This is a genomic window from Micromonospora siamensis, assembly GCF_900090305.1.
GTDB lineage: Bacteria > Actinomycetota > Actinomycetes > Mycobacteriales > Micromonosporaceae > Micromonospora > Micromonospora siamensis.
In genome coordinates, this window is sequence record NZ_LT607751.1 from 654,631 (window position 1) to 676,643 (window position 22,013).

20 protein-coding genes are annotated in these 22,013 nt (G+C 73.3%); 13 read left to right on the top strand and 7 right to left on the bottom strand.

Going from position 1 to position 22,013, the window contains the following annotated elements; all coding sequences use genetic code 11:
- Nucleotides 1–54 precede the first annotated feature (54 nt).
- Complete coding sequence (locus tag GA0074704_RS03020; RefSeq protein WP_088969073.1) at nucleotides 55–1,812, bottom strand: proline--tRNA ligase; 1,758 nt, start codon at nucleotides 1,810–1,812, stop codon at nucleotides 55–57.
- 224 nt (nucleotides 1,813–2,036) lie between these two features.
- Between GA0074704_RS03020 and GA0074704_RS03025 the strand changes: the two genes are divergently transcribed.
- Together GA0074704_RS03025 and GA0074704_RS03030 are read left to right on the top strand one after the other, a co-directional pair.
- Entirely contained in the window at nucleotides 2,037–2,735 is a 699-nt protein-coding gene (locus tag GA0074704_RS03025; protein ID WP_088969074.1) for a hypothetical protein, read from the top strand.
- 232 nt (nucleotides 2,736–2,967) lie between these two features.
- Nucleotides 2,968–4,095, top strand: coding sequence for a hypothetical protein (locus GA0074704_RS03030; protein WP_088969075.1), 1,128 nt, complete (start codon nucleotides 2,968–2,970; stop codon nucleotides 4,093–4,095).
- Nucleotides 4,096–4,157: 62 nt separating this feature from the next.
- Here the strand turns inward: GA0074704_RS03030 and GA0074704_RS03035 are convergent, their stop codons facing one another.
- Nucleotides 4,158–5,594: a hypothetical protein gene (locus tag GA0074704_RS03035; RefSeq protein ID WP_157743585.1), complete on the bottom strand. Its 1,437-nt coding sequence runs from the start codon at nucleotides 5,592–5,594 to the stop codon at nucleotides 4,158–4,160.
- Nucleotides 5,595–5,817: 223 nt separating this feature from the next.
- Between GA0074704_RS03035 and GA0074704_RS03040 the strand changes: the two genes are divergently transcribed.
- From GA0074704_RS03040 to GA0074704_RS03055, 4 genes are all read left to right on the top strand, one after another.
- The gene (locus GA0074704_RS03040; protein WP_088969077.1) at nucleotides 5,818–6,348 is read left to right on the top strand and encodes a SigE family RNA polymerase sigma factor; all 531 of its coding nucleotides are present in this window, start codon (nucleotides 5,818–5,820) and stop codon (nucleotides 6,346–6,348) included.
- Nucleotides 6,345–7,565: a hypothetical protein gene (locus tag GA0074704_RS03045; protein WP_088969078.1), complete on the top strand. Its 1,221-nt coding sequence runs from the start codon at nucleotides 6,345–6,347 to the stop codon at nucleotides 7,563–7,565. Before GA0074704_RS03040 ends, GA0074704_RS03045 begins: the two co-directional genes overlap by 4 nt.
- A 157-nt stretch (nucleotides 7,566–7,722) precedes the next feature.
- Complete coding sequence (locus tag GA0074704_RS03050) at nucleotides 7,723–8,490, top strand: SGNH/GDSL hydrolase family protein (protein WP_088969079.1); 768 nt, start codon at nucleotides 7,723–7,725, stop codon at nucleotides 8,488–8,490.
- 2 nt (nucleotides 8,491–8,492) lie between these two features.
- Entirely contained in the window at nucleotides 8,493–8,939 is a 447-nt protein-coding gene (locus GA0074704_RS03055) for an imidazolonepropionase-like domain-containing protein (protein ID WP_088969080.1), read from the top strand.
- Between the two features lie 104 nt (nucleotides 8,940–9,043).
- Here GA0074704_RS03055 and GA0074704_RS03060 read toward each other — a convergent pair whose 3' ends face one another.
- Nucleotides 9,044–10,273, bottom strand: a complete 1,230-nt coding sequence (locus GA0074704_RS03060) for a beta propeller repeat protein (RefSeq protein WP_088969081.1) — start codon at nucleotides 10,271–10,273, stop codon at nucleotides 9,044–9,046.
- On the bottom strand, nucleotides 10,266–10,790 hold the full coding sequence (locus tag GA0074704_RS03065; RefSeq protein WP_088969082.1) for an RNA polymerase sigma factor: 525 nt from the start codon (nucleotides 10,788–10,790) through the stop codon (nucleotides 10,266–10,268). The genes GA0074704_RS03060 and GA0074704_RS03065 overlap by 8 nt, the downstream gene beginning before the upstream one ends.
- Before the next feature lie 115 nt (nucleotides 10,791–10,905).
- Between GA0074704_RS03065 and GA0074704_RS03070 the strand changes: the two genes are divergently transcribed.
- On the top strand, nucleotides 10,906–11,808 hold the full coding sequence (locus GA0074704_RS03070) for a sulfurtransferase (protein ID WP_088969083.1): 903 nt from the start codon (nucleotides 10,906–10,908) through the stop codon (nucleotides 11,806–11,808).
- A 107-nt stretch (nucleotides 11,809–11,915) separates the two neighbouring features.
- Here the strand turns inward: GA0074704_RS03070 and GA0074704_RS03075 are convergent, their stop codons facing one another.
- Nucleotides 11,916–12,491, bottom strand: a complete 576-nt coding sequence (locus tag GA0074704_RS03075; protein ID WP_172880370.1) for a TetR/AcrR family transcriptional regulator — start codon at nucleotides 12,489–12,491, stop codon at nucleotides 11,916–11,918.
- A 101-nt stretch (nucleotides 12,492–12,592) separates the two neighbouring features.
- Here GA0074704_RS03075 and GA0074704_RS03080 point away from each other — a divergent pair, with 101 nt between their 5' ends.
- Entirely contained in the window at nucleotides 12,593–13,795 is a 1,203-nt protein-coding gene (locus tag GA0074704_RS03080) for an FAD-dependent oxidoreductase (protein WP_231926747.1), read from the top strand.
- A gap of 9 nt (nucleotides 13,796–13,804) precedes the next feature.
- Nucleotides 13,805–14,368: a VanZ family protein gene (locus GA0074704_RS03085; protein ID WP_088969085.1), complete on the top strand. Its 564-nt coding sequence runs from the start codon at nucleotides 13,805–13,807 to the stop codon at nucleotides 14,366–14,368.
- On the opposite strand, the gene GA0074704_RS03090 is transcribed toward GA0074704_RS03085, so the two are convergent.
- Nucleotides 14,268–15,644, bottom strand: a complete 1,377-nt coding sequence (locus GA0074704_RS03090; RefSeq protein WP_088969086.1) for an MFS transporter — start codon at nucleotides 15,642–15,644, stop codon at nucleotides 14,268–14,270. The genes GA0074704_RS03085 and GA0074704_RS03090 overlap by 101 nt on opposite strands.
- A 120-nt stretch (nucleotides 15,645–15,764) precedes the next feature.
- Here GA0074704_RS03090 and GA0074704_RS03095 point away from each other — a divergent pair, with 120 nt between their 5' ends.
- The 3 genes from GA0074704_RS03095 (at nucleotide 15,765) to GA0074704_RS03105 (ending at nucleotide 18,859) form a co-directional block, all read left to right on the top strand.
- The gene (locus GA0074704_RS03095; protein ID WP_088969087.1) at nucleotides 15,765–16,385 is read left to right on the top strand and encodes a TetR/AcrR family transcriptional regulator; all 621 of its coding nucleotides are present in this window, start codon (nucleotides 15,765–15,767) and stop codon (nucleotides 16,383–16,385) included.
- A 149-nt stretch (nucleotides 16,386–16,534) separates the two neighbouring features.
- The gene (locus GA0074704_RS03100) at nucleotides 16,535–17,872 is read left to right on the top strand and encodes an acetyl-CoA carboxylase biotin carboxylase subunit (RefSeq protein ID WP_088969088.1); all 1,338 of its coding nucleotides are present in this window, start codon (nucleotides 16,535–16,537) and stop codon (nucleotides 17,870–17,872) included.
- A gap of 66 nt (nucleotides 17,873–17,938) precedes the next feature.
- Nucleotides 17,939–18,859: a hydroxymethylglutaryl-CoA lyase gene (locus tag GA0074704_RS03105; protein WP_088969089.1), complete on the top strand. Its 921-nt coding sequence runs from the start codon at nucleotides 17,939–17,941 to the stop codon at nucleotides 18,857–18,859.
- Nucleotides 18,860–18,923: 64 nt separating this feature from the next.
- Here the strand turns inward: GA0074704_RS03105 and GA0074704_RS03110 are convergent, their stop codons facing one another.
- Complete coding sequence (locus tag GA0074704_RS03110; RefSeq protein ID WP_088969090.1) at nucleotides 18,924–19,511, bottom strand: hypothetical protein; 588 nt, start codon at nucleotides 19,509–19,511, stop codon at nucleotides 18,924–18,926.
- A gap of 900 nt (nucleotides 19,512–20,411) precedes the next feature.
- On the opposite strand from GA0074704_RS03110, the gene GA0074704_RS03115 reads away from it, so the two are divergent.
- Nucleotides 20,412–21,944, top strand: coding sequence for an acyl-CoA carboxylase subunit beta (locus tag GA0074704_RS03115; RefSeq protein WP_088969091.1), 1,533 nt, complete (start codon nucleotides 20,412–20,414; stop codon nucleotides 21,942–21,944).
- Nucleotides 21,945–22,013: the final 69 nt, after the last annotated feature.

Genomic DNA, 22,013 nt, shown 5'->3' on the forward strand with positions numbered 1-22,013 from the left:
GCCTCCAGCACACAAGCGAAGTCGATTCCCGACCGGTACCCAACCGCCCGTTCGTTACACCCGTTCCGGGCGCGTCCCGCCCAGCTGTTCCAGCGCGTCGGCCGCCGGCAGCTCGGTCCGCTCCCCGGTGGCCCGGTCGCGCAGTTCGACGTACCCGTCGGCGAGCCGGCGGCCGACCACGACGGCCCGGGGGATGCCGATCAGCTCGGCGTCGGTGAACTTCACCCCCGCCGAGACGTTGGTGCGGTCGTCGACCAGCACCCGCAGGCCGGCCGCGGCGAGCCGTTCGCCGAGGTCGAGGGCCGCGTCCAGCTGCGGCCCCTTCCCGGCCGCGACCACGTGTACGTCGCAGGGCGCGACCGCCGCCGGCCAGACCAGTCCCCGGTCGTCGTGGTGCTGTTCGGCGATCGCGGCGACCGCCCGGGACACCCCGATGCCGTAGCAACCCATGGTGGGCCGGACCGGCTTGCCCTGCGGGCCGAGCACGTCGACGGCGAACGCGTCGGTGAACCGGCGCCCGAGCTGGAAGATGTGCCCCACCTCGATCCCCCGACGCATGGTCAGCTCGCCGTCCCCGCAGGCCGGGCAGGGGTCGCCGGGGCGTACCTCGGCGGCCTCGATGGTCCCGTCGGGGGTGAAGTCGCGTCCGCAGACCACGTCGGTGGCGTGCCGGCCGGGCTCGTTGGCCCCGGTCAGCCAGGACGTGCCGACGACCACCCGGGGGTCCACCAGGTAGCGGACGCCGTGCTTGGCGAGGAGCTGCGGCCCGAGGTAGCCGCGGACCAGCTCGGGGTGGGCGGGCCAGTCGTCGAAGACCGCCACGGTGGCCGGGTGCAGGGCCGCCTCCACCCGCTTCAGATCGGCGTCGCGGTCACCGGGGAGGCCGATCACCAGCAGCTCGGCGCTCTCCGTGCCCGGCCGGCGGACCGTCAGCACCACGTTCTTCAGCGTGTCGGCGGCGGTCCAGTCGGTGCGGCCGGCCAGCGCGCGGGCGTTCGCCAGCTCGACCAGGGACGCGATGGTGGGCGTCTCCGGGGTGTCGTGCACCTCCGTGGCCCGGTGCGCGTGCGGATCGCCGGCAGCCGGCGCGCGGGTGGTCACCGCCTCGGTGTTCGCCGCGTAGTCGCAGCTCGTGCAGCCGACGAAGGTGTCCTCGCCGACCGGGGTGGCCGCCAGGAACTCCTCCGACCCCGACCCGCCCATCGCGCCGGAGGCGGCGTGCACCGTGGTGAAGTCCAGCCCGAGGGTGGTGAAGATCCGCGCGTACGCCGCCCGGTGCCGGTCGTACGCGGCCCGCAGGCCCGTCTCGTCCAGGTCGAAGGAGTACGCGTCCTTCATCAGGAACTCCCGCCCGCGCAGCACACCGGCCCGGGGCCGAGCCTCGTCGCGGAACTTCGTCTGGATCTGGAACAGCGTCACCGGGAAGTCCCGGTACGAGGTGAACAGGTCCTTCACCAGCAGCGCGGCCATCTCCTCGTGGGTCGGGGCGAGCAGGTGCTCGGCGCCCTTCCGGTCGGTCAGGGTAAAGATGTCGTCGCCGTACTCCGTCCACCGCCCGCTGGTCCGGTACGGCTCGGCGGGCAGCAGCGCCGGGAAGTGCACCTCCTGGTCGCCGATCCCGGTCATCTCCGTACGGATGATCTCCGAGACCCGGTCGAGCACCAGCTTGCCCAGCGGCAGCCAGGTGTAGCCGCCCGGTGCGGCGCGGCGGACGTAGCCGGCGCGCAGCAGCAGCCGGTGGCTCGGCACCTCCGCGTCGGCCGGGTCCTCGCGCAGGGTCCGGAGCAGCAGGGTCGACATGCGCAGCAGCATTGCCGCAGCGTACGGGGGCGGCGGCGAGGCCCGCGATCCAATTCGGAGGCCGACGAACCCGTCCCGGACCGCGGAGCGTCCGCGACGCCTGCGCGCCGGATAGGGTTGCCGTTTCCCGCAAGATCGAAGTGTCGGATTGTGGCAGGGAAAGGCGGCAACTGAACCGCTTCGGGCTCGCATCTTGGCTGGTGTCAGATCGACCCCCGCCATTCAGGAGCGACGCGATGAACCTCGCCACCCCCGCCCGCAGCCTCCGTTCCGCCGTCCGTCGCTCGCGTGCCCTGCTGGGCACCGGCGCCGTGCTGCTGGCGCTCGGCGCCGCCGGGTGCGCCACCGCGCCGGCCGCGTCGTCGACCGCCGCGCCGTCGCCGACCGTCACCGCGACCACGGTGGAGGTCGCCCCGTCGCCGTCGGTCAGCCCTTCCACCCCGGCGGCCGCGAGCCCGACGGCCGCCACCACCTCGCCGAGGACCCCGACCCGGTCCCCGAGCGCCAGCCCGTCCAGCAGTTCCCGGCTGGTGTTCGACCCGGACGGCCTGGGTGAGCTGAAGCTGGGCATGACGAAGGAGCAGGCCCTGGCCACCGGGATGATCAGAAGCTTCCAGAACGAGGCGAGCAGTACCACCTGCCTGGCCAAGGCCGAGCTGAAGGGCGTCGGAGGCGTGGTCTGGTGGTCGACCGAGCGCGGCATCGTCGTGATCGCGCCTGCGACGGGCGTCCAGACGGTCCAGGGGCTGCACGTGGGTTCGTCCCGCGATGCCGTGGTCAAGGTCTATCCCGAGTGGGCGGTCAGTGGGGACGAGAACGGGCGGCTGCTCGTCGCGGTGCCGGGCAACCCGGACGCGCGCTTCCGGATCGCGATGGCCAACCAGAAGGTGACCTCGATTGCCCTACAGCACACCCACCAGGGCTGCTACGAGTAGCCGGGAGACCGACCGCTCGACGACCCCGGCCGACACCGACACGGCCGGTAACCCCCTTCGCCGTACCGGGCGGTCACCGACTCGAAGCCGACGCCTCTTGTCGCTGCTGAGGGTTGCCGTCAGGAACAAGATCCAGCTGTCGGACTGTGGCACGTGCACACGGCAACTCCACCCGGCCGGACGCACCTCTCGGGTGGTGTCAGATCGATCCCCCACATCCAGGAGCGACACGATGAACCTCACCACCCCCACCCGTACCCTTCGTTCCGCCGTCCGTCGCTCCCGCGCCCTGTTGGGTGCCGCGGCCGTGCTGATGGCGATCGGCGCCGCCGGTTGCACCGCCGCCCCGGCGACGCCGTCCGCCGCGCCGGCCGACCCCTCCCCGGTCACCGCCGTGTCCGGCCAGGGTGGTTCGGCGGTGCTCTCCGCCCCGACCACCAAGAGCGGTCCGGCCGCCACCGCCACCAGGGGTGCCGAGGCCCGTTCGGTGGCCGCCGCGACCGCGAGCTGGCCGGTGCTGCGCTGGTACAGCGCGCAGCAGTACCACCCGAACGCTCCCGCCCGGATCTGGCAGCGGACCGCCGCTGGCAGGCGGCAGGTGGTCCGGGAGGGAACGCCCGGGGAGAAGGGCCGGCTGAGCGCCGTGACCCCCTCCCCGGACGGACGCCGGGCGGCCTGGCTGGCGTACAAGCCGAACCGGCTGGTGATCGACCGCTTCGAAGGCGGGGCGCGGCGCACCCTGCCCCTGACGGCGGGCGTCTTCGCCTGCAACCCGACCTGGGTCAGCAACTCGCGGGTGCTCTACACCGTCGGCCCGGAGCGTGACTGGACGTACGTCACCGTCAACGCGGACGGCACCGGTCGCCGGGTGCTCGCCACCCACCAGAAGACCTGCGCGGAGGCGGGCGCCGGCCTGATCGCCACCTATGGCGCCCGGACGGTCAGCCTGATGGACCAGCAGGGACACGAGCGCACCGTGAAGCCGCGCATCCCGGCGAACCTACGCATCCACGGCCTGCCCGGCATCTCCGTCAAGAGCATCGTGGTCAGCGCCCAGACGCCGACCGCGGGTGGGTGCAGCTGCTCGGCGCGGATCCGCAACTACCGGGTGAACGTCGCCACCGGCGCGGCCGTCGAGCTCGCGCCGATCGACCCGGCCTTCCGTGAGTCGCGGGGCCGCGGTCGGGTCGACCACGTCACCTTCCTGCCCGGTAACGGTGGGCTGATCGCCCAGGTCAACACCGAGTCGCTCGGCGAGGACACCCCGCGCTACCGGCTGGTCCGCTACACCGCCGCCGGCCGGATGCTCTCCGTCCGCCCCATTCCGGCGGGCCCGGCCTGGGGCATGCTCCTCGGCTGAACGCCGACCGCGCACCGCGAGAGGGTACGGCCATCACGGGGTGGCCGTGCCCTCCTTCACGGTCAGCGGACCTTGCCGACCACGTACCGCGCCCACTGCTGGCAGAACGTCGGGTACGACACCCCGAGCACCTCCTTGGTGAGCGTGTGGACGCTCCCGCCCCGGTAGTGCCCGGCCACGAACTCGAAGGCCTTGCGCTGGCCGTACCGCTCGGCGATGTAGCCGATCGCCGAGTGGGCCAGCCAGTAGTGGTAGGAACTGCGCCCGCGCATGTCCCAGGTGTAGTTGGTCGGCATCGGCAGGTCGTAGTCGACGGAGCGGAGGATCTGCCGCCCCTGCGCGGTGCGGTCGCTGCGGATCCACGGCTCCCGCCTGAAGCCCATCCATTCGGCGAACCCCTCGACCACCCAGAGCTCCAGGTGATCGTCGAGCACCGCCTTCGGGTCCTGTTGCGTCAGGTTGAACACCAGCGCGTGGGCGAACTCGTGCCGGAAGATGACCGAGCGCAGCTCGGTGCCGCTGTCGAAGAAGTACCTGTCGGACACGTCGATCACCACCCGGCTGCCCCCGACGTCCGGCCCGTCGCCGTCGCCCTGGGTGTCCATCCAGCCGGCCGGCGGGATCGGGATCGTCACACCGGACTCCTCCGGGCTGCCGTGCGTCACCCGGTAGAGCGAGCCCAGCTCCTTCTTGCCCTTGACCAGCGACAGCACGAAGCCCTGCGGGATCCGCCCGGAGACCCCGCTCGAGCGCCACGCCGACAGGTCCGCCGCGGCGGCCCGCTCGGCGACCGGCGCGTACCGCTGGGCCTCCCTCTTCAGCGGGCCGTCGACCAGGATGACCGTGTGCGGGGTGCGCTCGACGTGCAGCGCGGACCACTTGTCCCAGGGGGCGGGGAAGTAGGTGGTCTGGTCCCGTTTGCGGGTCCGGTCGACCGGCAGGCCGCCGGCCTTGACGACCTTCACGGGTACGCCCTTGGCGGGGCGGACCACCGTCCACCGGTACAGCTCCTCCACCGGGGTCAGGTCGAACTTCTCGAACCGGTGCACGAAGGAGACGGTGATCTCCTGGGTGACCTTCTCCCCGACCCGCCGGAACTCGCCCTGGGTGACCCGCTCGAACCGCTCCTCGGCGAACGGCACCTTGACCAGGTTGCGGAAGAGCCGGGTCTGCTGGGCGACCAGTCCCTTGTCGGCCGGGTCGAACGGAGCGAGGAATCCCTTGAGGTCCTTGCCCTTCAGCGCCTTGCCGTGGGCATCGAGCAGGGCCTCGATCTCCTCCTGCCGGATCGGGTTGTACTTCTCGTCCAGCTCGGCGGCGGAGGCCCGGTTCATCTCGTCCAGTAGTGACTTGATCACTACCGCCGAGCCGGTGCAGAGCGCCAGGACCAGCAGCACGGCGGTGAGGCTGATCCACAGCCAGCGTTGCGGACGCCTCGGGGCAACTCCCGGCGGGGCTCCGTACGGCGGATGGGGAACGGACGGGTCGCCCTCGGTCATGTCGGTTCCTCGCTCGGGTCCGTCGCACGGGGTGCTCCGGCCACGGCCGTCCCCGATCGGATTCGCGCCATTATCTCGGCCGGTAGCGCAAGCCTCTGCCCCGCCCGGGGTCACCTGTGGACGGCGGCCAGAATCTTCGGCGATACGGCAACCGTGGCGCGCGAGGGCGACGTCTGGAAGGGCGTCAGTCCGCTGCACCACCTGACCTTGAGGATCGGCTCGTGTGGACCCTGTTCTGAGTGAATTCGAGGCGTTCGTGCGAACGCGCACCCCCGCACTCCTGCGCTCCGCGTACCTGCTCACCGGCGACCAGCACCTGGCCGAGGACCTCGTCCAGTCGGCGCTGGCCCGGACGCACCGCTCGTGGGACCGGCTGCACCACAGCGGCAACGCCGAGGCGTACACCCGCAAGGTCATGTACCACCTGCAAGTGTCCTGGTGGCGTCGCCGCCGGGTGGCCGAGTCGATGCCGGGCGACCTGCCCGAGACCAGCGGAGGCGACTCGGCCCCCGACCACGCGCAGCAGACCGCGCTGCGGGTGACGCTGCGCAACGCGCTAACGAAGTTGTCGGCCAAGCAACGGGCCGTGCTGGTCCTGCGGTTCTTCGAGGACCGCACCGAGTCCGAGGCCGCCGACCTGCTCGGTGTCACCGTCGGCACCGTCAAGAGCCAGACCTCGAAGGCGCTGGCGAAGTTGCGCAGCGTCGCCCCCGAACTCGCCGAGCTGTACGTCCTGGGAGGGAGTACCCGATGAACGAGGACCGTCTCCGGTTCGACCTGGCCGCACTGGCCGAGCAGGTCGAACCGGTCGATCTGCAGGCCCGGGCGTTGCGTACGTCCCGCCGGATCGGCATTCAACGAGCGGTGACCACCTCGGCCGCCGTGCTGGTCATGATCGCCGCCGCGACCGGCACCGCCCTGGCGATCAGGCCCGACGGCCAAGGTCCGGCCCCCCAGCCAGCGACCACGTCTGCCACCCCCGAGCCGTCGCCCACCGTCAGCCCTTCGCCGACGCCCGCTTCGCAGTCCGCCCCGGAGTCCACCGGCCCGGACCCGTCGGCGACGTCGGAGCCGGCCGAGGCGCCACGCGCCGCGGTGACGGTGCAGGAGGCCCGCAACGCCAACATCCGCATCGGCGAGTGGAACACCGACTTCTGCCCGGCCGGGACGTACCGGTTCAAGGACGGCACCCACGTCTACAAGCCGTTGCCGGACTCGCCGCCGACGTTCGGCATCGTCGGGGAGCCGGTGATCACGGACGTGGACCAGGACGGTGACCTCGATGCCGTCGTTCTGATCACCTGCAGCCCCTTCGCGGTCCAGGCCCAGCAGGTGATCGCCCTGCAGCGGACCGCGTCGGGCTCGCTGTCGACGCTGGGTCGGGTGGCGGTCACCGGTGCCCAGCCCGGCGGCGGGGAGATCACGGAGGTGGCGGCCACCGCCAGCGGAGCCGTCCGGCTGCACTGGCGGGACACCCAACTCGTGGATGAGAACGCGGCCACGCAGTGGCGGGTCTACCGCTGGAACGGGGAACGGTTCCGCCAGGTCGACGGGGCGAGCAGCTTCCCGAAGGTCTCGGTCGACCTGAAGGTCACCGCCGACCGGGCCACCCTGGTGAAGCGGCCGGACGGCAGCTACCAGGGTGATCTCGTGGTACGGGTGGCGAACACGGGGAATGTGGCCGTCAACAGCCCCGGCATCCACCTCGTCCTGCCGGCCTCGGTGTCGCTGACCACCGTGCGCGGCGTGCTGGACGACAGGGCCTCCGTGCACGACAACGGACCGCCGGTGATCATGCTGTCCTCACTCGCCCCGATCCCCGGAGGCAAATCGGTGACGGTCACCTTCACCCTGCGCTTCACCGGGAGTGGGCAGCCCGCGGCGGGCAGCGTGCGGGTTTTCACCGGTCAGGGCGAGCAGGACCAGCAGGACAACGAGGCGCCGTACACGCTCACGACGAGCGGCGGCTGAGACTGGACCGAACGGAGAGGGCCGTCCTCGAGCGGGGGTGGCCCTCTCTGTGACGAGGGTGGGCGGCGCCACGTCCACCCGTGGCCGGCGCGCCGGTCGGCGGTTCCCGGTGCCAGAATGGCCGACGCCGATGGAATGACGACCGGAGGGACGACGGGTGCGCTGGCGCAGTTTCGTGGCGGTGGGGGACAGCTTCACCGAGGGCATGGACGACGCTTACCCGGACGGCACCTATCGGGGCTGGGCGGACCTGGTGGCGACCCGGCTGGCCGCCGAGGCCGGCCCGGACTTCCGGTACGCCAACCTCGCCATCCGGGGCCGGCTCTTCCCCGGCGTGGTGGCCGAGCAGGTGCCCGCCGCGTTGGCCATGAAGCCCGACCTGATCAGCTTCGCGGCCGGCGGCAACGACGTGCTGCGGCCGTCGTTCGACCCGGAGGCGATGGTCGCCCGCTTCGACGAGGTGATCGGCCGGCTGCGCTCGGGCGGCGCCGACGTGCTGGTCTTCCGGTTCGCCGACGTGATGGCGCGGCTGCCCGGTCAGCGCCTGGTGGCGCCCCGGATCGCCCGGCTCAACCGGGCGGTGGGTGAGACCGCCGAGCGGCACGGCGCGATCCTGGTCGACCTCTTCTCCGACGACACGTTCCGCAACCCGACGCTGTGGAGCCACGACCGGCTGCACCTCTCCGCAGCCGGCCACCGGCGGGTCGCCGGCCAGGTGCTGACCGCCCTCGGCGTGGGCTGTGACGAGGAGTGGCTGCTGGTGCCGCCGCACCCCGAGCCGTCCCCGTGGCTGGCCGCTCGCGCCGCCGACCTGCGCTGGGCGGGCCGGCACCTGGCCCCCTGGGTGAAGCGTCGGCTGACCGGTCGCTCCTCCGGCGACACCATCACCGCCAAGCGTCCGCTGCTCGGCCCGCTCGCCGACTGACCGTGCGTACCCTGCACGCCGCCGCGCTGCTGCGTACCGGCCCGGACGCCGAAGCCGTGCCGGGTGGCGCGGTGCTGGTGGAGGGGGCGCGGATCGCGGCGATCGGGCCGGCCGACGAGCTGCTGTCCGCGTACCCGGGAGTGCGGGTGCGGCGGTGGGCCGGCACGCTCGGGCCGGCGCTGGTGCACGACGGGCCGCTGCCGCCCGCGCCGACGCCGCGCGAGCGGGTGCACGCGCTGTTCCGGCTCGGCGCCGCTGCGGTGCCCGCCGCCCACCTGACCGAACCCGGCCTGTCGGCCGCCGTCGCCCGCAACGACGTCGCGGTGCTCGACGCCGCCCATTCGCCGGCGCTGCTGGTCGGTGGGCGGGCGGATCTGGCCGTCTTCGGTGACGACGGCGGCTGCCTGGCCACCGTCGTCGCCGGCCGGCTGGTGCACCGGCGGGCCTGACCGGGACCGGGGTGGCCGACCCACCCGGCCCCGGACGGCCGGGCCGGCGCGGGTGACGGCGACGGTCGAAGCCGGTGGACCTGACCGGACCTGCATCGATCCGGTCAGGAGATCCGGACCCAGGTCCGGTCGGTGCCGCGGCCGGTGCCGAGGATCAGGGCCGAACTCTGCCGGACGGCGATCGTTCCGTCCGGCAGCACGTCGACACCGGCGTCCTGGTCGTCCCGGTCGCGGCGCAGCGGCTCGCGTAGTTCCGGGACGTCGGTGTACCGGCCGCCGGTCCAGAACCCGAGACCGCCGTACGCGCTGGTGACCACAAGGGTGTCGGCGTCGAGGGCGGCGGCCTGGGACGTGTCGTCGGGCAGTCCGCCGCGCTGCTGCCAGCGGTCGCCCACCAGCCGCCACACCATCCGGGACCTGTCCTCGCCCAGCAGCCAGACCCCCCGGCCGTCCGGGGAGACGCTGAGGGTGGCCGGGCCGGCCACCGTCGGCAGCCTGAGCCAACTCTCGCCCTGGTCGTCGCTCGTCGCCACGGCCACGCCGTCCCCCTCGGTGCTCACCACCCAGAGCCGTCCGTCGCCGCCCTCGAAGAGGCCGCCGTTGTCCGGCTGGAGCGTCAGCGCGGGCTGACGGGGCAGGGCGCCACCCCCGACGCGGCGCACCTGGCTCCGGGTGCAGGTCACCGGCACGGCGCCCGGTTCCTTCGCCCCGGGGCAACCGATGTACAGCCCGCTGCGGGTCGCCATCGACCGGCGGACGACGTCCGGCAGGTCGGTGAGCCGAAGACTGACGAGAGTGACCCCGCCGTCCTGGGTCCACCGGTAGACCCGTTCCGACCGCACGGCGGCCGTGTCGGCGTCCACCGCCAGGAGCTGGGCCGGGCCGGTCGCGTCCGACCAGCTCGCGTAGCGCCAGCTCTGGCCGCCGTCGGTGGTCCGGGCGAGGGTACGCACACAGTCACCGGACACCTGGTCGGCCGTCGGCTCGCAGGTGCCCAGCAGGGCCCAACCGACCCGACCGTCGACGAACCGGATGTCGGTCAGCGTGCTCGGGACACCGTTGACGATGATCTGGCGTTCCATGAACTTCCGCTGCGGCGACACGGAGACGACCGGCGTCGGTGTCGGTCGTGGATCGGTCTGGCCGCCAGCCAGCGCGAACGCGCCCGCCGGCCCGCCCACGAGCAGGGCCGTCAGGCCGGCCAGCAACCCCCGACGGCGGCGGCGCTGCCGGAGCCGCCGCTGGGCGTCGGCCACCCCCGGTGGGCGGAAGCTGGTCAGGGCGTCGGCCTCGAACTCGGCGAACACCCGCTCGACGACGGTGGTCTCACGCATCGGGGGCCTCCCGCTCGGTGAAGTACGCGGCCAGTGCGGTGCGACCCCGGGACAGCCAGGAGCGGACGGTGCCCTCCGCCACCCCGGCCTGCTCGGCGATCTCCCGGGTGCTCAGCTGGCCCAGGTGGTGCAGCACCAGCGCCCGCCGCTGGTTGGCGGGCAGGGTGGCCAGGGCCCGGGTGAGCGCCACCCGGTCCGGCCCGGGACCGGGGGTGTGCTCCTCCCGCTGCCGGGCCAGATGGCGTACGGCGGTCCGGAGCCGGCGCACCCGGCTGGTGGCCAGGTTCCAGGCGACCCGGCGGACCCAGGCGATCGGGTCGTCGTACCCGCTGACCTGCTCCCAGCGCTCCAGCAGCCGGCAGAACGCCTCCTGGGTGAGGTCCTGCGCCTCCGCGTGGTCCCCCAGGTACGCGTACAGCTGCACCGCCAGCCGGTGGAAGTGCGCCTGGTAGAAGTCGGTGAAGTCCACCGGTGTGCTGACGGCCCGGGACGGCCCGGTCTGCTGCCGTACGGTCATCTCGTTCCTCTGTGGTCGGCGGGGCTCGTCACTGTCACGTGCGTACCGCCACATCCGCTGCACCCGATCCGCGATGACCGGTCGCCGGGCGATTATCGGGCGTAGGTTGGGGCTCATGCCTGTGCCGAGCGATCCGAATCCCCGACTCCAGTCGTACGCCGACCCGCAGCGCCTGGTCACCACCGAGTGGCTGGCCGAGCATCTGGGCGACGAGGGGCTCGTGGTGGTCGAGTCCGACGAGGACGTGCTGCTCTACGAGTCCGGTCACCTCCCGGGCGCGGTGAAGGTGGACTGGCACACCGAGCTGAACGACCAGGTCACCCGGGACTACCTCGACGCGGCCAGCTTCGCCGAGCTGTGCGCGTCGAAGGGTATCGGCCGGGACGACACCGTGGTCTTCTACGGCGACAACTTCAACTGGTGGGCGGCGTACGCCCTGTGGGTGTTCGAGCTGTTCGGTCACGCCGACGTGCGGCTGCTCGACGGCGGCCGGCAGAAGTGGGTGGCCGAGGGGCGGGAGCTGACCCGGGAGAAGGTCAGCCGGCCGCGCGCCGACTATCCGGTGCCGGAGCGCAACGACGCGCCGGTCCGGGCGTACCGGGAGCAGGTGATGGCGCACGTCGCGGCGGGCCGGCCGCTGGTCGACGTCCGCTCCCCGGGGGAGTACACCGGCGAGATGCTGCACATGCCGGACTATCCCCAGGAGGGCGCGCTGCGCGGCGGGCACATCCCGGGCGCGGTGAACAAGCCGTGGAAGTCCGCCGCGAACGACGACGGCACCTTCCGGCCGGCCGACGAGCTGCGGGCGATCTACGCCGACCAGCTCGGGTTGAGCCCGTCGGACGACGTGGTGGCGTACTGCCGGATCGGTGAGCGGTCCAGCCACACCTGGTTCGTGCTGCACCACCTGCTGGGTTATCCGCAGGTGCGCAACTACGACGGCTCGTGGACGGAGTGGGGCAACCTGGTCCGGGCGCCCGTCGTGAAGGGCGACCAGCCGGGCGGCCTGGCCGGCTGAGTCCGCCCGCCTTCAGGTACGCGCGATCTGTCGAAGATCGCGCTCGATCCTGCTTGTAGTGGTCTCGGGATGGGCGTGCGGCCACCACATCCAGGAAACAGTGCGGGTCACGCCGGGGCTGGGTCGGTGAGATAGCGCTGGACGGTGGGGGCGACCCAGGCGACCAGGTCGTCCGGCGGGAGGTCGACCACCGGTGGCAGCCGGACGATGTAGCGGGTGAAGGCCAGTCCGAGGATCTGTCCGGCCACCAGCCCGGCCCGGCGGGGCGCCTCGGTCGGGTCGCCGCCGAGCCGGGCCACCGCCCGCCCGAGCTGCTCGGCGAAGACCGTCCGCATCCGCTCGGCCGCGCCCGGGTTGGTGGCGGCGGTACGCATCAGCGCGGCCAGGGTCTCGTCGCCCTCCCAGCGGTCCAGGAAGTGCCGGACCAGCGTCTCGCCGACCCGCTCGACGGGCACCGCGGCGAGGTCGGGCAGGCGCAGGTCGAACTCCGCCGCGGCGGCGAAGAGCCCCTCCTTGCTGCCGTAGTAGCGCATCACCATGGACGGGTCGATCCGGGCGTCGGCGGCGATGGCCCGGATGGTGGCCCGGTCGTAGCCGTCGGCGGCGAACCGTTCCCGGGCGGCCCGGAGGATGGCGGCCCGGGTGGCGTCCGAGCGGCGGGTGCGGGGTGCCGTGTCGGTCATGTCCACGACTGTAGGCCAACAAGCGTTGACATGGACGGCGGAGCGCGCCTAGCGTCAATGCCAACAGTTGTTGGCAAACAGCCGTTGGCAACCGGAGGTGGATGATGCTTCCCGAGCGCACCGACGTCCTGGTGGTGGGGGCCGGCCCGACCGGCCTGGCCACCGCCGCGACCCTCGCCCGGCACGGGGTCGAGGTGACCGTGGTCGACCGGCTGGAGCGCCCGCCGGTCACCTCGCGGGCCGCCGTCGTGCACGCGTACACGCTGGAGGTGCTGGAACGCATCGGGGTGGCCGCGCCGCTGGTCGCCCGCGGGCTGCGCTCACTCCGGTTCCGGGTCCGCGACCGGGACCGGGTGGTCGCCACCATCGGCTTCGGCGACCTGCCGTCGGCCCACCCGTACGCGCTGATGGTGTCCCAGGCGCAGACCGAGGCGGTGCTCGCCGACCGCCTCGCCGACCTCGGCGGCCGGGTGCTCCGGGCGTACGAGCTGACCGGACTGGACCACGACGCGGCCGGCGCGGTGGCGACCTTCGCGGGCGGCGGCACCGTCCGGGCCCGCTGGGTGGTGGGCGCCGACGGCATGCACAGCCGGGTACGCGAGCTGGCCGGGATCGGCTTCGGCGGCCCCACCGACCACGGTGAGTCGTTCGTCCTGGCGGACGTGCGGGTGGAGAGCGCGCTGCCCCGCGACGAGGTCTCCCTCTTCCTCGCCCGCCAGGGGCCGATGGTGTGGGCGCCGCTGCCCGGCGGTGTGGTCCGGCTGGTCGCCACGGTCGCCGACGCGCCCCGCGACCCGGACGCCGGCCTGCTCCAGGCGTTGCTCGACGAGCGCGGCCCGACCCGCCGGCCGGACCGGATCACCGAGGTGCTCTGGAGTTCCCGCTTCCGCATCCACCACCGGGTCGCCGAGACCTACCGCAACGGGCCGATGCTGCTCGCCGGGGACGCCGCCCACGTGCACAGCCCGGCCGGTGGGCAGGGCATGAACCTCGGCATCTGCGACGCCGTGGCGCTCGGCGACACCCTCGCCGAGGTGCTGGCCGGTGCGCCGGACACCCGGCTCGACGAGTACTCCGCCGCCCGTCGCCCGCTCGCCGAGGAGGTGGCCGGCTTCGCCGACCGGCTGACCCGGCTCGCCACCCTGCCGCCGGTCGCCCGGCCGCTGCGGAACGTGCTGCTCGGCGCGGTCTCGGCCGTCCCACCGGCCCGACGTCGGGTCGCGTTGCGGCTCTCCGGGCTCACCCACCGCCCCGCGCAGCCCGACGCTGCTCGCTCCCCCCACCCGGCGGGCCCACCCCGCTAGGCTGCGCCGGTGGATCAGGTCTGGCGCAGCTGGGGCGGTGTGCTGGTCGTCGCCGCCGCCGCGGTGCCGCTCGCGGCCCTGGCCACCGTGCTGCTGGCCCGCCTCCGCCGGGACGCGCCGACCCGGGCGCAGGCGTGGCGGCGCAGCCTCGCCGAGGTCGGCATGGTCGTCGGGACCGCCCCCTGGGTGTGGATGATCCTCACCCCGCTCGACGCGCCCCGGCGGGTCGACCTCGTGCCGCTGCACGACCTCATCCACCTGCCCGACGGCTCGTCGGCCGGCGAGGTGGCGGTCCAGGTGGTCGGCAACCTGCTGGTCTTCGCCGCGCTGGGCTGCCTCGCCCCGGTACGCTGGCCCGCCCTGGCCGGCTTCGGCCGGCTCTTCCTGCTCGGCGCCGCCGCCTCGGCGACGGTCGAGACGTTGCAGTACGCGCTGCGCCTCGGCCGGTTCAGCACCGTCGACGACGTGCTGCTCAACGCGACCGGGGCGGCCCTGGCCGGGCTGCTGTCCCGACCGTGGTGGGCTCACCGGACGGCAACGCCGGTCGCAGCAACCGCCACGCCACCGCGCTGACCAGCCCGGTCACCACCGCCGTCGCCACGATCACCGCCGCCACCCCGTACGCCGCCCCGGCCAGGCCGGCCGCCGCCGCGCCCACCGGCGCGCTGACCAGGCCGACCATCCGCTGCGCCGAGCCGACCCGGCCGAGCAGCCCGGCCGGCACCCGGGCCTGCCCGTACGCGGCGAAGAGGCTGTTCCACACCGTCGTGCCGGCGGCGAAGGCGGCCAGCGCCAGCCCGCCGGGCAGCGGTGACCGGGCCACGGCCAGCCCGGTCAGCGCCACCGCCTGCCCGAGCAGCACCAGCCGTAGCGCGGCGACCGGGCCGAGCCGGGCGGCCAGCCGGCCCGCGCCGAGCGCCCCGGCGAGACCGCCGAGGATGGTGCCGGCGGCCAGCAGCCCGTACCCGCCGGGCGGCACCCGCAGCACGTCCAGCGCGTAGAGCACCAGCACCGCCATCAGGCCGCTGATCGCCAGGTTGCTGCCCGCGCTCAGCAGCGTGACCCGCCACAGCACCGGCTCCCCGCGCAGCCAACGCAGCCCCTCGCCGGCCTCCCGCCAGACCGCGCTGCGCCGCCGGTTCCCGCCGGCCGCGCCCCGCCGCGCGGCCCCGCCTGTCGGTCGCGGCGGGCCGGCCGAGGAGCCAGGGTCGGTCGGGGTGCCAGGACCGGCCGGGGTCCGGGTGCCCGGCCGGGCAGGCCGGTCGGCAGGTGGGCGGAGGGCGAGGACGAGCAGGGCGGCGACCGCGAAGGTGACCGCGTCGACGGTGAACGGCAGCGCTGCCGAGGCGGCGAAGAGCACCCCGGCCAGCGGGGCGCCGAGGAAGCCACCGGCCACGGCCGTACCGGCCTGGAGGCGGCCGTTGGCGGTGGGCAGCGCGCCGGCCGGCACCACCGCCGGCAGCAGCGCGAACGAGGCCGCGTCGAAGAGCGCGCCGAGCGTGGCCAGCAGCACGGCGACCAGCACCAGCAGGGCGGGACCGGCCCGGTCCAGGGCCACCGCGACCGCCAGCCCGGCCACCACCACCGCCCGCAGGGCGTCCACCGCCGCCATGGTCCGGCGCCGCTCCCAGCGGTCCGCGTACACGCCGCCGAGCAGGCCGAGCAGGAGCGATGGGAGCTGGCCGGCCACGGTCACCAGGGCCACCGTCCGGGGATCGCGGGTCAGCGCCACGGCCAGCAGCGCCAGCGCCGGCGTACGCAGGGTGTCGCCGAAGCGGGAGGCGACGGTGGCCGACCAGAGCAGCCGGTAGTCGCGGCCGAGGCGGGCCGGACGGGAGTCGACGGTCATGGCGGCGAACCTGCCGGCTCGACCAGGTCGAGGGTCAACTTCGCCGGTTGCGCCGCCATCGGCCGAACCGAGCGGTAACCGAGCCTCCCGGGCGTACCGGGCGAGGTCTACGCTTGCCGGGTGACGGTGGGTCAGCAGGCACGGGGCACGACGGGTGGCGCGGCGGGCGCGGGCCGGCGCCGCTCCAGGCGGGACGAGATCCTGGAGATCGCGGTCGGCCTCTTCGCCGCCCGGGGCTACCACGGCGTGTCGATGGACGACATCGGCGCCGCCGCCGGGGTCACCGGCCCGGCGCTCTACCACCACTTCGCGGGCAAGGAGGCGATGCTGGTGGCCGCCCTGATCCCGGTCAGCGAGGGGCTGCTCGACGGCGGCCGGGAGCGGGCCGCCGGGCACCCCGACGACCCGCGCGCCGCGCTGGAGTCGCTGATCGACTTCCACGTCGACTTCGCGCTGGCCAACCCCGCCGTGATCGCCCTGCACCTGCACGAGCTGGATCGGCTCCCGGACGAGCCGCGCCGCCGGATCCGCCGGCTCCAGCGGCTGTATGTCGAGGAGTGGGTCACCGTGCTGACCGGGCTGCACCCGGGGATGCCGGCCGGTGAGGCGCGGGTGCTGGCGCACGCCGCGTTCGGCCTGATGAACTCCACGCCGTTCCTCGGCGGCGAGGTGGAGCGCCGCCGCCGGGCCACGCTGCTGCGGTCCGCGACGCTGGCCGCCCTGCTGGCCGAGACGGCCTGACCGGCCGCTGACCGCCGGCTGACGGTGGGCCGGCTCGACGGGCCGCTGAGCTGGGGCCCGTCCCGACCGGTTGCCGGGGCGACTCGTGAGTAACCGGCCGCTCGTGATTACCTGGCACCCGTCCCCACCCCTGGACGCCGGGAGGAAACATGATCGAGTCGCTGCTGGTCGCCAACCGGGGCGAGATCGCCCGCCGCATCATCCGGACCGCCAAGCGGCTCGGCATCCGCGCGATCGCGGTGCACTCGGAGGCCGACGCGGACCTGCCGTTCGTGACCGAGGCCGATCAGGCGGTCTGTGTCGGCCCGGCCAACCCGGCGCAGAGCTACCGCAACGTCGAGGCGATCCTCGCCGCCGCCAAGGAGACCGGCGCGCAGGCGATCCACCCCGGCTACGGCTTCCTGTCGGAGAACGCGGACTTCGCCCGTACCGTCGAGGAGGCCGGCCTGGTCTGGGTCGGTCCGCGCGCGGACGCGATCACCGCGATGGGCGACAAGATCAACGCCCGGAACCTGATGGCGGCGGCCGGCGTGCCGGTCGCGCCCGGCACCACCGACCCGGCGGCCAGCGTCGAGGCGGCGGTCGCCGCCGCGACGGAGATCGGCTACCCGGTGATGGTCAAGGCCGCGGCCGGTGGCGGCGGCATGGGCATGGGCGTGGCCAACGACGAGGCCGAGCTGCGCACCCAGTACGAGAAGGTCGGCGCGTTCGCCGAGCGGATGTTCGGCGACGGCTCGGTGCTGATCGAGCGGTACTTCCCTCGGGTACGCCACGTCGAGGTGCAGATCCTCGGCCTGGCCGACGGCCGGGTGGTGGCGCTCGGTGAGCGGGAGTGCTCGGTGCAACGGCGCAACCAGAAGCTGGTCGAGGAGTCCCCGTCCCCGGCGGTCTCCCCGGAGCTGCGCGAGCGCTTCCTGGCCGCGGCCGTGCGGGCCGGCGAGGCGGTGAACTACCGCAACGCGGGCACCGTGGAGTGCCTGCTGGATCCGACCACGGGCGAGTTCTTCTTCCTGGAGATGAACACCCGGCTCCAGGTGGAGCACCCGGTCACCGAGTACGTCTACGGCGTCGACCTGGTCGAGGAGCAGCTGCGGGTGGCGGCCGGGCTGGCCCCGACCTTCGACCCGGACGCGCTGGTGCCCCGCGGGCACGCCATCGAGCTGCGGATCAACGCCGAGGACCCGAAGCGGTTCCTGCCCGGTCCCGGCGTGGTGAAGACCTGGGTGGAGCCGACCGGTGAGGGCGTCCGGGTCGACTCCGGCTACGTCGCCGGCAACACCGTCACGCCGTTCTACGACAGCCTGATGGCGAAGCTGATCGTCAGCGGCGCGACCCGCGCCGAGGCGATCGAGCGGGCCCGTGCCGCGGTGGCCGCCTTCCAGCTGGCCGGCCCGAAGAACAACCTGCCGTTCTTCGCCGAGCTGCTGGAGAACGACGAGTTCCTCTCCGGCGACTACGACACCGGGATCGTCTCCCGCATGCGCTGACCGCGCGGTGGCGGTGCATGCTGGGGGTACCCATCACGAACCACCGTCACAGCGAGGTGACCCCTTATGGCGGAACTGCCGGACAACGTGTCCATCCGGGAGGTCGGGCCGCGGGATGGGCTCCAGAACGAGGAGCCCATCCCCACCGACGCGAAGGTGCGACTGCTCGACGCGTTGTCGCGTACCGGCGTGCAGCGGATCGAGGCGGTGTCGTTCGTGCATCCTCGGGCGATCCCGCAGATGGCCGACGCCGACGAGGTGTGGCGGCGCGCCGCGAAGGCCGACGGGGTGCGCTACTCGGCGCTGGTGCCGAACACCCGGGGGGCGCAGCGGGCCCTGGCCGCCGGCTTCACCGAGATCGAGGTGGTGGTCTCGGCCAGCGACACCCACAACCGGCGTAACGTCAACCGGTCGACCGAGGAGTCGCTGGACGACATCGCCGAGCTGATCGACCTGCTGCACGGCGCGGGCGCCCGGGCCGAGGTAATCGTGGCGACCAGCTTCGGCTGCCCCTACGAGGGCGACGTCGACCCGCGGCGGGTCGCCGGCATCGTCGACCGCGTGGTCCGCGACGGCGCCGACCGGGTCGCGTTCGGCGACACCACCGGCATGGGTACGCCCCGACGGGTCCGCGAGCTGGTCACCGCCGTACGCGACCGGAACGCCCAGGTGCCGGTGCTGCTGCACTTCCACAACACCCGGGGCACCGCCCTGGCGAACATGCTCACCGCCATGGAGTTGGGCGTCACCGAGTTCGACGCCAGCGTCGGCGGCCTCGGCGGTTGCCCGTACGCCCCGGGCGCCAGCGGCAACCTGGCCACCGAGGAGGCGGTGCACATGCTGCACGACATGGGCATCGACACCGGCATCGACCTGGACGCGCTGGTCGAGGTGGCTGAGCTGGCCGAGGAGCTGCTCGGCAAGAAGCTCCCGTCGGGGGTGCTGCGGGCCGGCCCGCGTACCCGCCTCACCCCGATGCCCGCCTGACAGCTGGCTACGCCGCTGGCCGGCACCCGTCAGGGGTGCCGGCCAGCGTGTCGTTCATGCGGTGTCAGTTGTTCCAGTGCTGGGCGACCAGGTCGGCGGCCTGCTGCTCCCACTGCGCGTACGCATCCGGGTAGGCCGACACCTGCACCGTCTGGGCGGCGTCGGTCAGCGGCATGTCCTGCCACCCGTCGACCTGCTTCAGACCCTTCAGGAACGCCAGGGTCGAGTACTCAGGATCGGTGATCTGCTCCGGCGTTCCCCAACCACTGGACGGGCGCTGCTGGAACAGGCCCAGCGAGTCGTGGTCGTTGCGGTCGCCGAGGTGGCCCAGGTTTTCCAGCTTCGACTCCTGCAGGCTCGTGGCGATCGAGACCACGGCGGCCCGCTCCGGGAGACCGGCCTTCTTCGTCGCGGCGATGATCGCCTTCACATTGCCGGTCTGCTCGTCGTTCAGATCGATGTGCGACTGGGTGCCCTGCACGCCGTGCGGGATCAGCTTGCCGGCGTCGGGCTTGTCGGCCTGCACGACGGCGGCCGGGGTCAGGGCGGTGGTGGGGGTGGTGTCGGCGTGGTTCAGCGGACCGGCGGCCATCCCACCGGCGAAAGCCAGACCAGCGATACCCAGCACGCTCTTGGTCAGCATCGAGTTCATGGGAAAGCTCCATTCGGGGGTCGGCACGCCACCCGATGGGGGTCAGGCGACGCGCAAGCACCGTCAGGCGCTCAAAAAGTCTTGGGGGGGTGTCCGGCACGGCCACGGACCCGGCGGGGCTCGTCGTGGCGGCGGACCATGTGTAACGACCGCCAGCCCCACATCATTCCCGGGGGCCCGACCCGATCCCGTAGGTATCGGCGCTGGCAGCCCGGGGTGCTGCTGCGGTCGTCCAGATGGTGTAACGACCCGGCCCCGGCCGCCATTCCACCGTGAGGATGCGGCCCGTCAAACGCGAACGAAGGTCTCGTCCAGCACGCCTGAACCGGACACCAGGCTCCAGACCGCCCGGGAGGGCCTCGTCCAGCACTCCGCGCCGACGAGGCGTGCCGGCCGCCCACCGCCTTCTCGTCGGATCAGCGCGCCCAAGCGGGACTGCGCCCTTCAGGTGCCTACAGACTTGAGAGCACAGATGACTCAGATCGACCCCGGAGTGTCTCGTTGGGGTCAGCACGGCCGGTGCCACGCGCGGCGGGGCATCAAGGCCACGCGGAGCACAGCCGCATCGCCCAGGTGAGTCGTCTGTGCTCTCAAGTCTGTAGCGCCGCAGCGACATGTCCATGCCTGGCCAAGGGGTGCGGCGAGTGGACTGCCAGGCGTCAGGAGTCGGCGTATCTCGGACCGGTCCGATCCCGCGATGCCCACCGGGCCACTGGGCCGGCGGCCCGGGCACGGCGGCGGCCCGCGCGCGTCGGCGGCCCGCGCGCGCCGGCGGCCCGTGCGCGCCGGCGGACGACCGCACGGGCGGCGGGGTCGCCGGGGGCCGGCCCGATGCGCTAGCCTAACGATCGTTCAGGTAAGTCGGCGCGCTCACGAGGCGCGCGTGGCGAGGGAGTCGGCGTGACGCTCGACGGTGAGGCTCTGGAGCAGTTGCGCAAGCGCGCCCGGGCCGGCGGTGCGGACAAGTACCACGCGGCGAACGCCGCCAAGGGCAAGCTCTTCGCCCGGGAGCGGGTCGCGCTCCTGGTCGACGAGGGATCCTTCGTCGAGGACGGCCTCTACGCCAACGCGATGGCCGAGGGCCTGCCCGCCGACGGCGTGGTCACCGGCACCGCCACCATCGACGGCCGCCAGGTCTGCCTGATGGCGAACGATTCCACGGTCAAGGCCGGCAGTTGGGGCGCGCGTACCGTCGAGAAGATCATCCGGATCATCGAGCGGGCGTACGCGACCGGCGTGCCGATGGTCTACCTGGTCGACTCGGCCGGGGCCCGGATCACCGACCAGGTCGAGCTCTTCCCCGGCCGGCGCGGCGCCGGCAAGATCTTCTGGAACCAGGTCCGCGCCTCCGGCTCCATCCCGCAGGTCTGCGCGCTGTTCGGGCCGAGCGCCGCAGGTGGGGCGTACATCCCCGCGTTCTGCGACGTGGTGGCCATGGTGGACGGCAACGCCAGCATGTACCTCGGCTCCGACCGGATGGTCGAGATGGTCACCGGCGAGAAGACGACGCTGGAGGCGATGGGCGGCGCCAAGGTGCACTGCGCCGAGTCCGGCGTCGGGCACTTCCTCTGCAAGACCGAGGTCGACGCGCTGGACGTGGTGAAAACCTACCTGTCGTACCTGCCGTCGAACTGGCAGCAGCAGCCGCCGGCCGCCGAGCCGGTGGCGGCCAGCGAGAAGGTCGACCTGGCCGCGCTGGTGCCGGCCAGCGAGCGGCAGGCGTTCGACATGCGCCGGTACGTCAAGGGCCTGCTCGACGACGGCAGCTTCTTCGAGATCCAGGCACTCTGGGCCAAGGAGCTGACCATCGGTTTCGGTCGGCTGAACGGCGAGGTCGTCGGCGTGGTCGGCAACAACTCGATGTTCAAGGGCGGCGTGCTCTTCGTCGACTCCGCGGACAAGGCGAGCCGCTTCGTGCAGCTCTGCGACGCGTTCAACGTCCCGCTGCTGTTCCTGTCCGACGTGCCCGGGTTCATGGTCGGCAGCGCGGTGGAGAAGCAGGGCATCATCCGGCACGGCGCCAAGATGATCACCGCCATCTCCGAGGCGACCGTACCCAAGATCTGTGTGGTGGTCCGCAAGGCGTACGGCGCGGGCCTCTACGCGATGGCCGGCCCCGGCTTCGAGCCGGACGCCACGATCGCCCTGCCCACCGCGAAGATCGCGGTGATGGGCGCGGAGGCCGCGGTCAACGCCGTCTACGCCAACAAGATCGCCGCCATCTCCGACGCCGACGAGCGGGCCGCGTTCGTGGCCGCGAAGCGCGAGGAGTACGAGCGGGACATCGACATCGTCCGGCTCGCCAGCGAGCTGGTGGTCGACGCGATCGTCGAGCCGCACGAGCTCCGCGCCGAGCTGGTCCGCCGGTTCGCCGCCGCGCGCGGCAAGGAGCGGCACTTCGCCAAGCGCCGGCACGGCGTCACCCCGGTCTGAGCCAGCCCGCAGCACCCCGCCGACCCGGCGCCACGAGCGCTCGGCGGCCCGTCGACACAGGAGGAACGG

Excerpts from the sequence above, each read along its gene's own strand:
- GA0074704_RS03020 (WP_088969073.1), bottom strand. The coding sequence starts at position 1,812 with ATGCTGCTGCGCATGTCGACCCTGCTGCTCCGGACCCTGCGCGAGGAC.
- GA0074704_RS03025 (WP_088969074.1), top strand. The coding sequence starts at position 2,037 with ATGAACCTCGCCACCCCCGCCCGCAGCCTCCGTTCCGCCGTCCGTCGC.
- GA0074704_RS03030 (WP_088969075.1), top strand. The coding sequence starts at position 2,968 with ATGAACCTCACCACCCCCACCCGTACCCTTCGTTCCGCCGTCCGTCGC.
- GA0074704_RS03035 (WP_157743585.1), bottom strand. The coding sequence starts at position 5,594 with ATGACCGAGGGCGACCCGTCCGTTCCCCATCCGCCGTACGGAGCCCCG.
- GA0074704_RS03045 (WP_088969078.1), top strand. The coding sequence starts at position 6,345 with ATGAACGAGGACCGTCTCCGGTTCGACCTGGCCGCACTGGCCGAGCAG.
- GA0074704_RS03060 (WP_088969081.1), bottom strand. The coding sequence starts at position 10,273 with ATGCGTGAGACCACCGTCGTCGAGCGGGTGTTCGCCGAGTTCGAGGCC.
- GA0074704_RS03065 (WP_088969082.1), bottom strand. The coding sequence starts at position 10,790 with ATGACCGTACGGCAGCAGACCGGGCCGTCCCGGGCCGTCAGCACACCG.
- GA0074704_RS03070 (WP_088969083.1), top strand. The coding sequence starts at position 10,906 with ATGCCTGTGCCGAGCGATCCGAATCCCCGACTCCAGTCGTACGCCGAC.
- GA0074704_RS03075 (WP_172880370.1), bottom strand. The coding sequence starts at position 12,491 with ATGACCGACACGGCACCCCGCACCCGCCGCTCGGACGCCACCCGGGCC.
- GA0074704_RS03080 (WP_231926747.1), top strand. The coding sequence starts at position 12,593 with ATGATGCTTCCCGAGCGCACCGACGTCCTGGTGGTGGGGGCCGGCCCG.
- GA0074704_RS03090 (WP_088969086.1), bottom strand. The coding sequence starts at position 15,644 with ATGACCGTCGACTCCCGTCCGGCCCGCCTCGGCCGCGACTACCGGCTG.
- GA0074704_RS03100 (WP_088969088.1), top strand. The coding sequence starts at position 16,535 with ATGATCGAGTCGCTGCTGGTCGCCAACCGGGGCGAGATCGCCCGCCGC.
- GA0074704_RS03105 (WP_088969089.1), top strand. The coding sequence starts at position 17,939 with ATGGCGGAACTGCCGGACAACGTGTCCATCCGGGAGGTCGGGCCGCGG.
- GA0074704_RS03110 (WP_088969090.1), bottom strand. The coding sequence starts at position 19,511 with ATGAACTCGATGCTGACCAAGAGCGTGCTGGGTATCGCTGGTCTGGCT.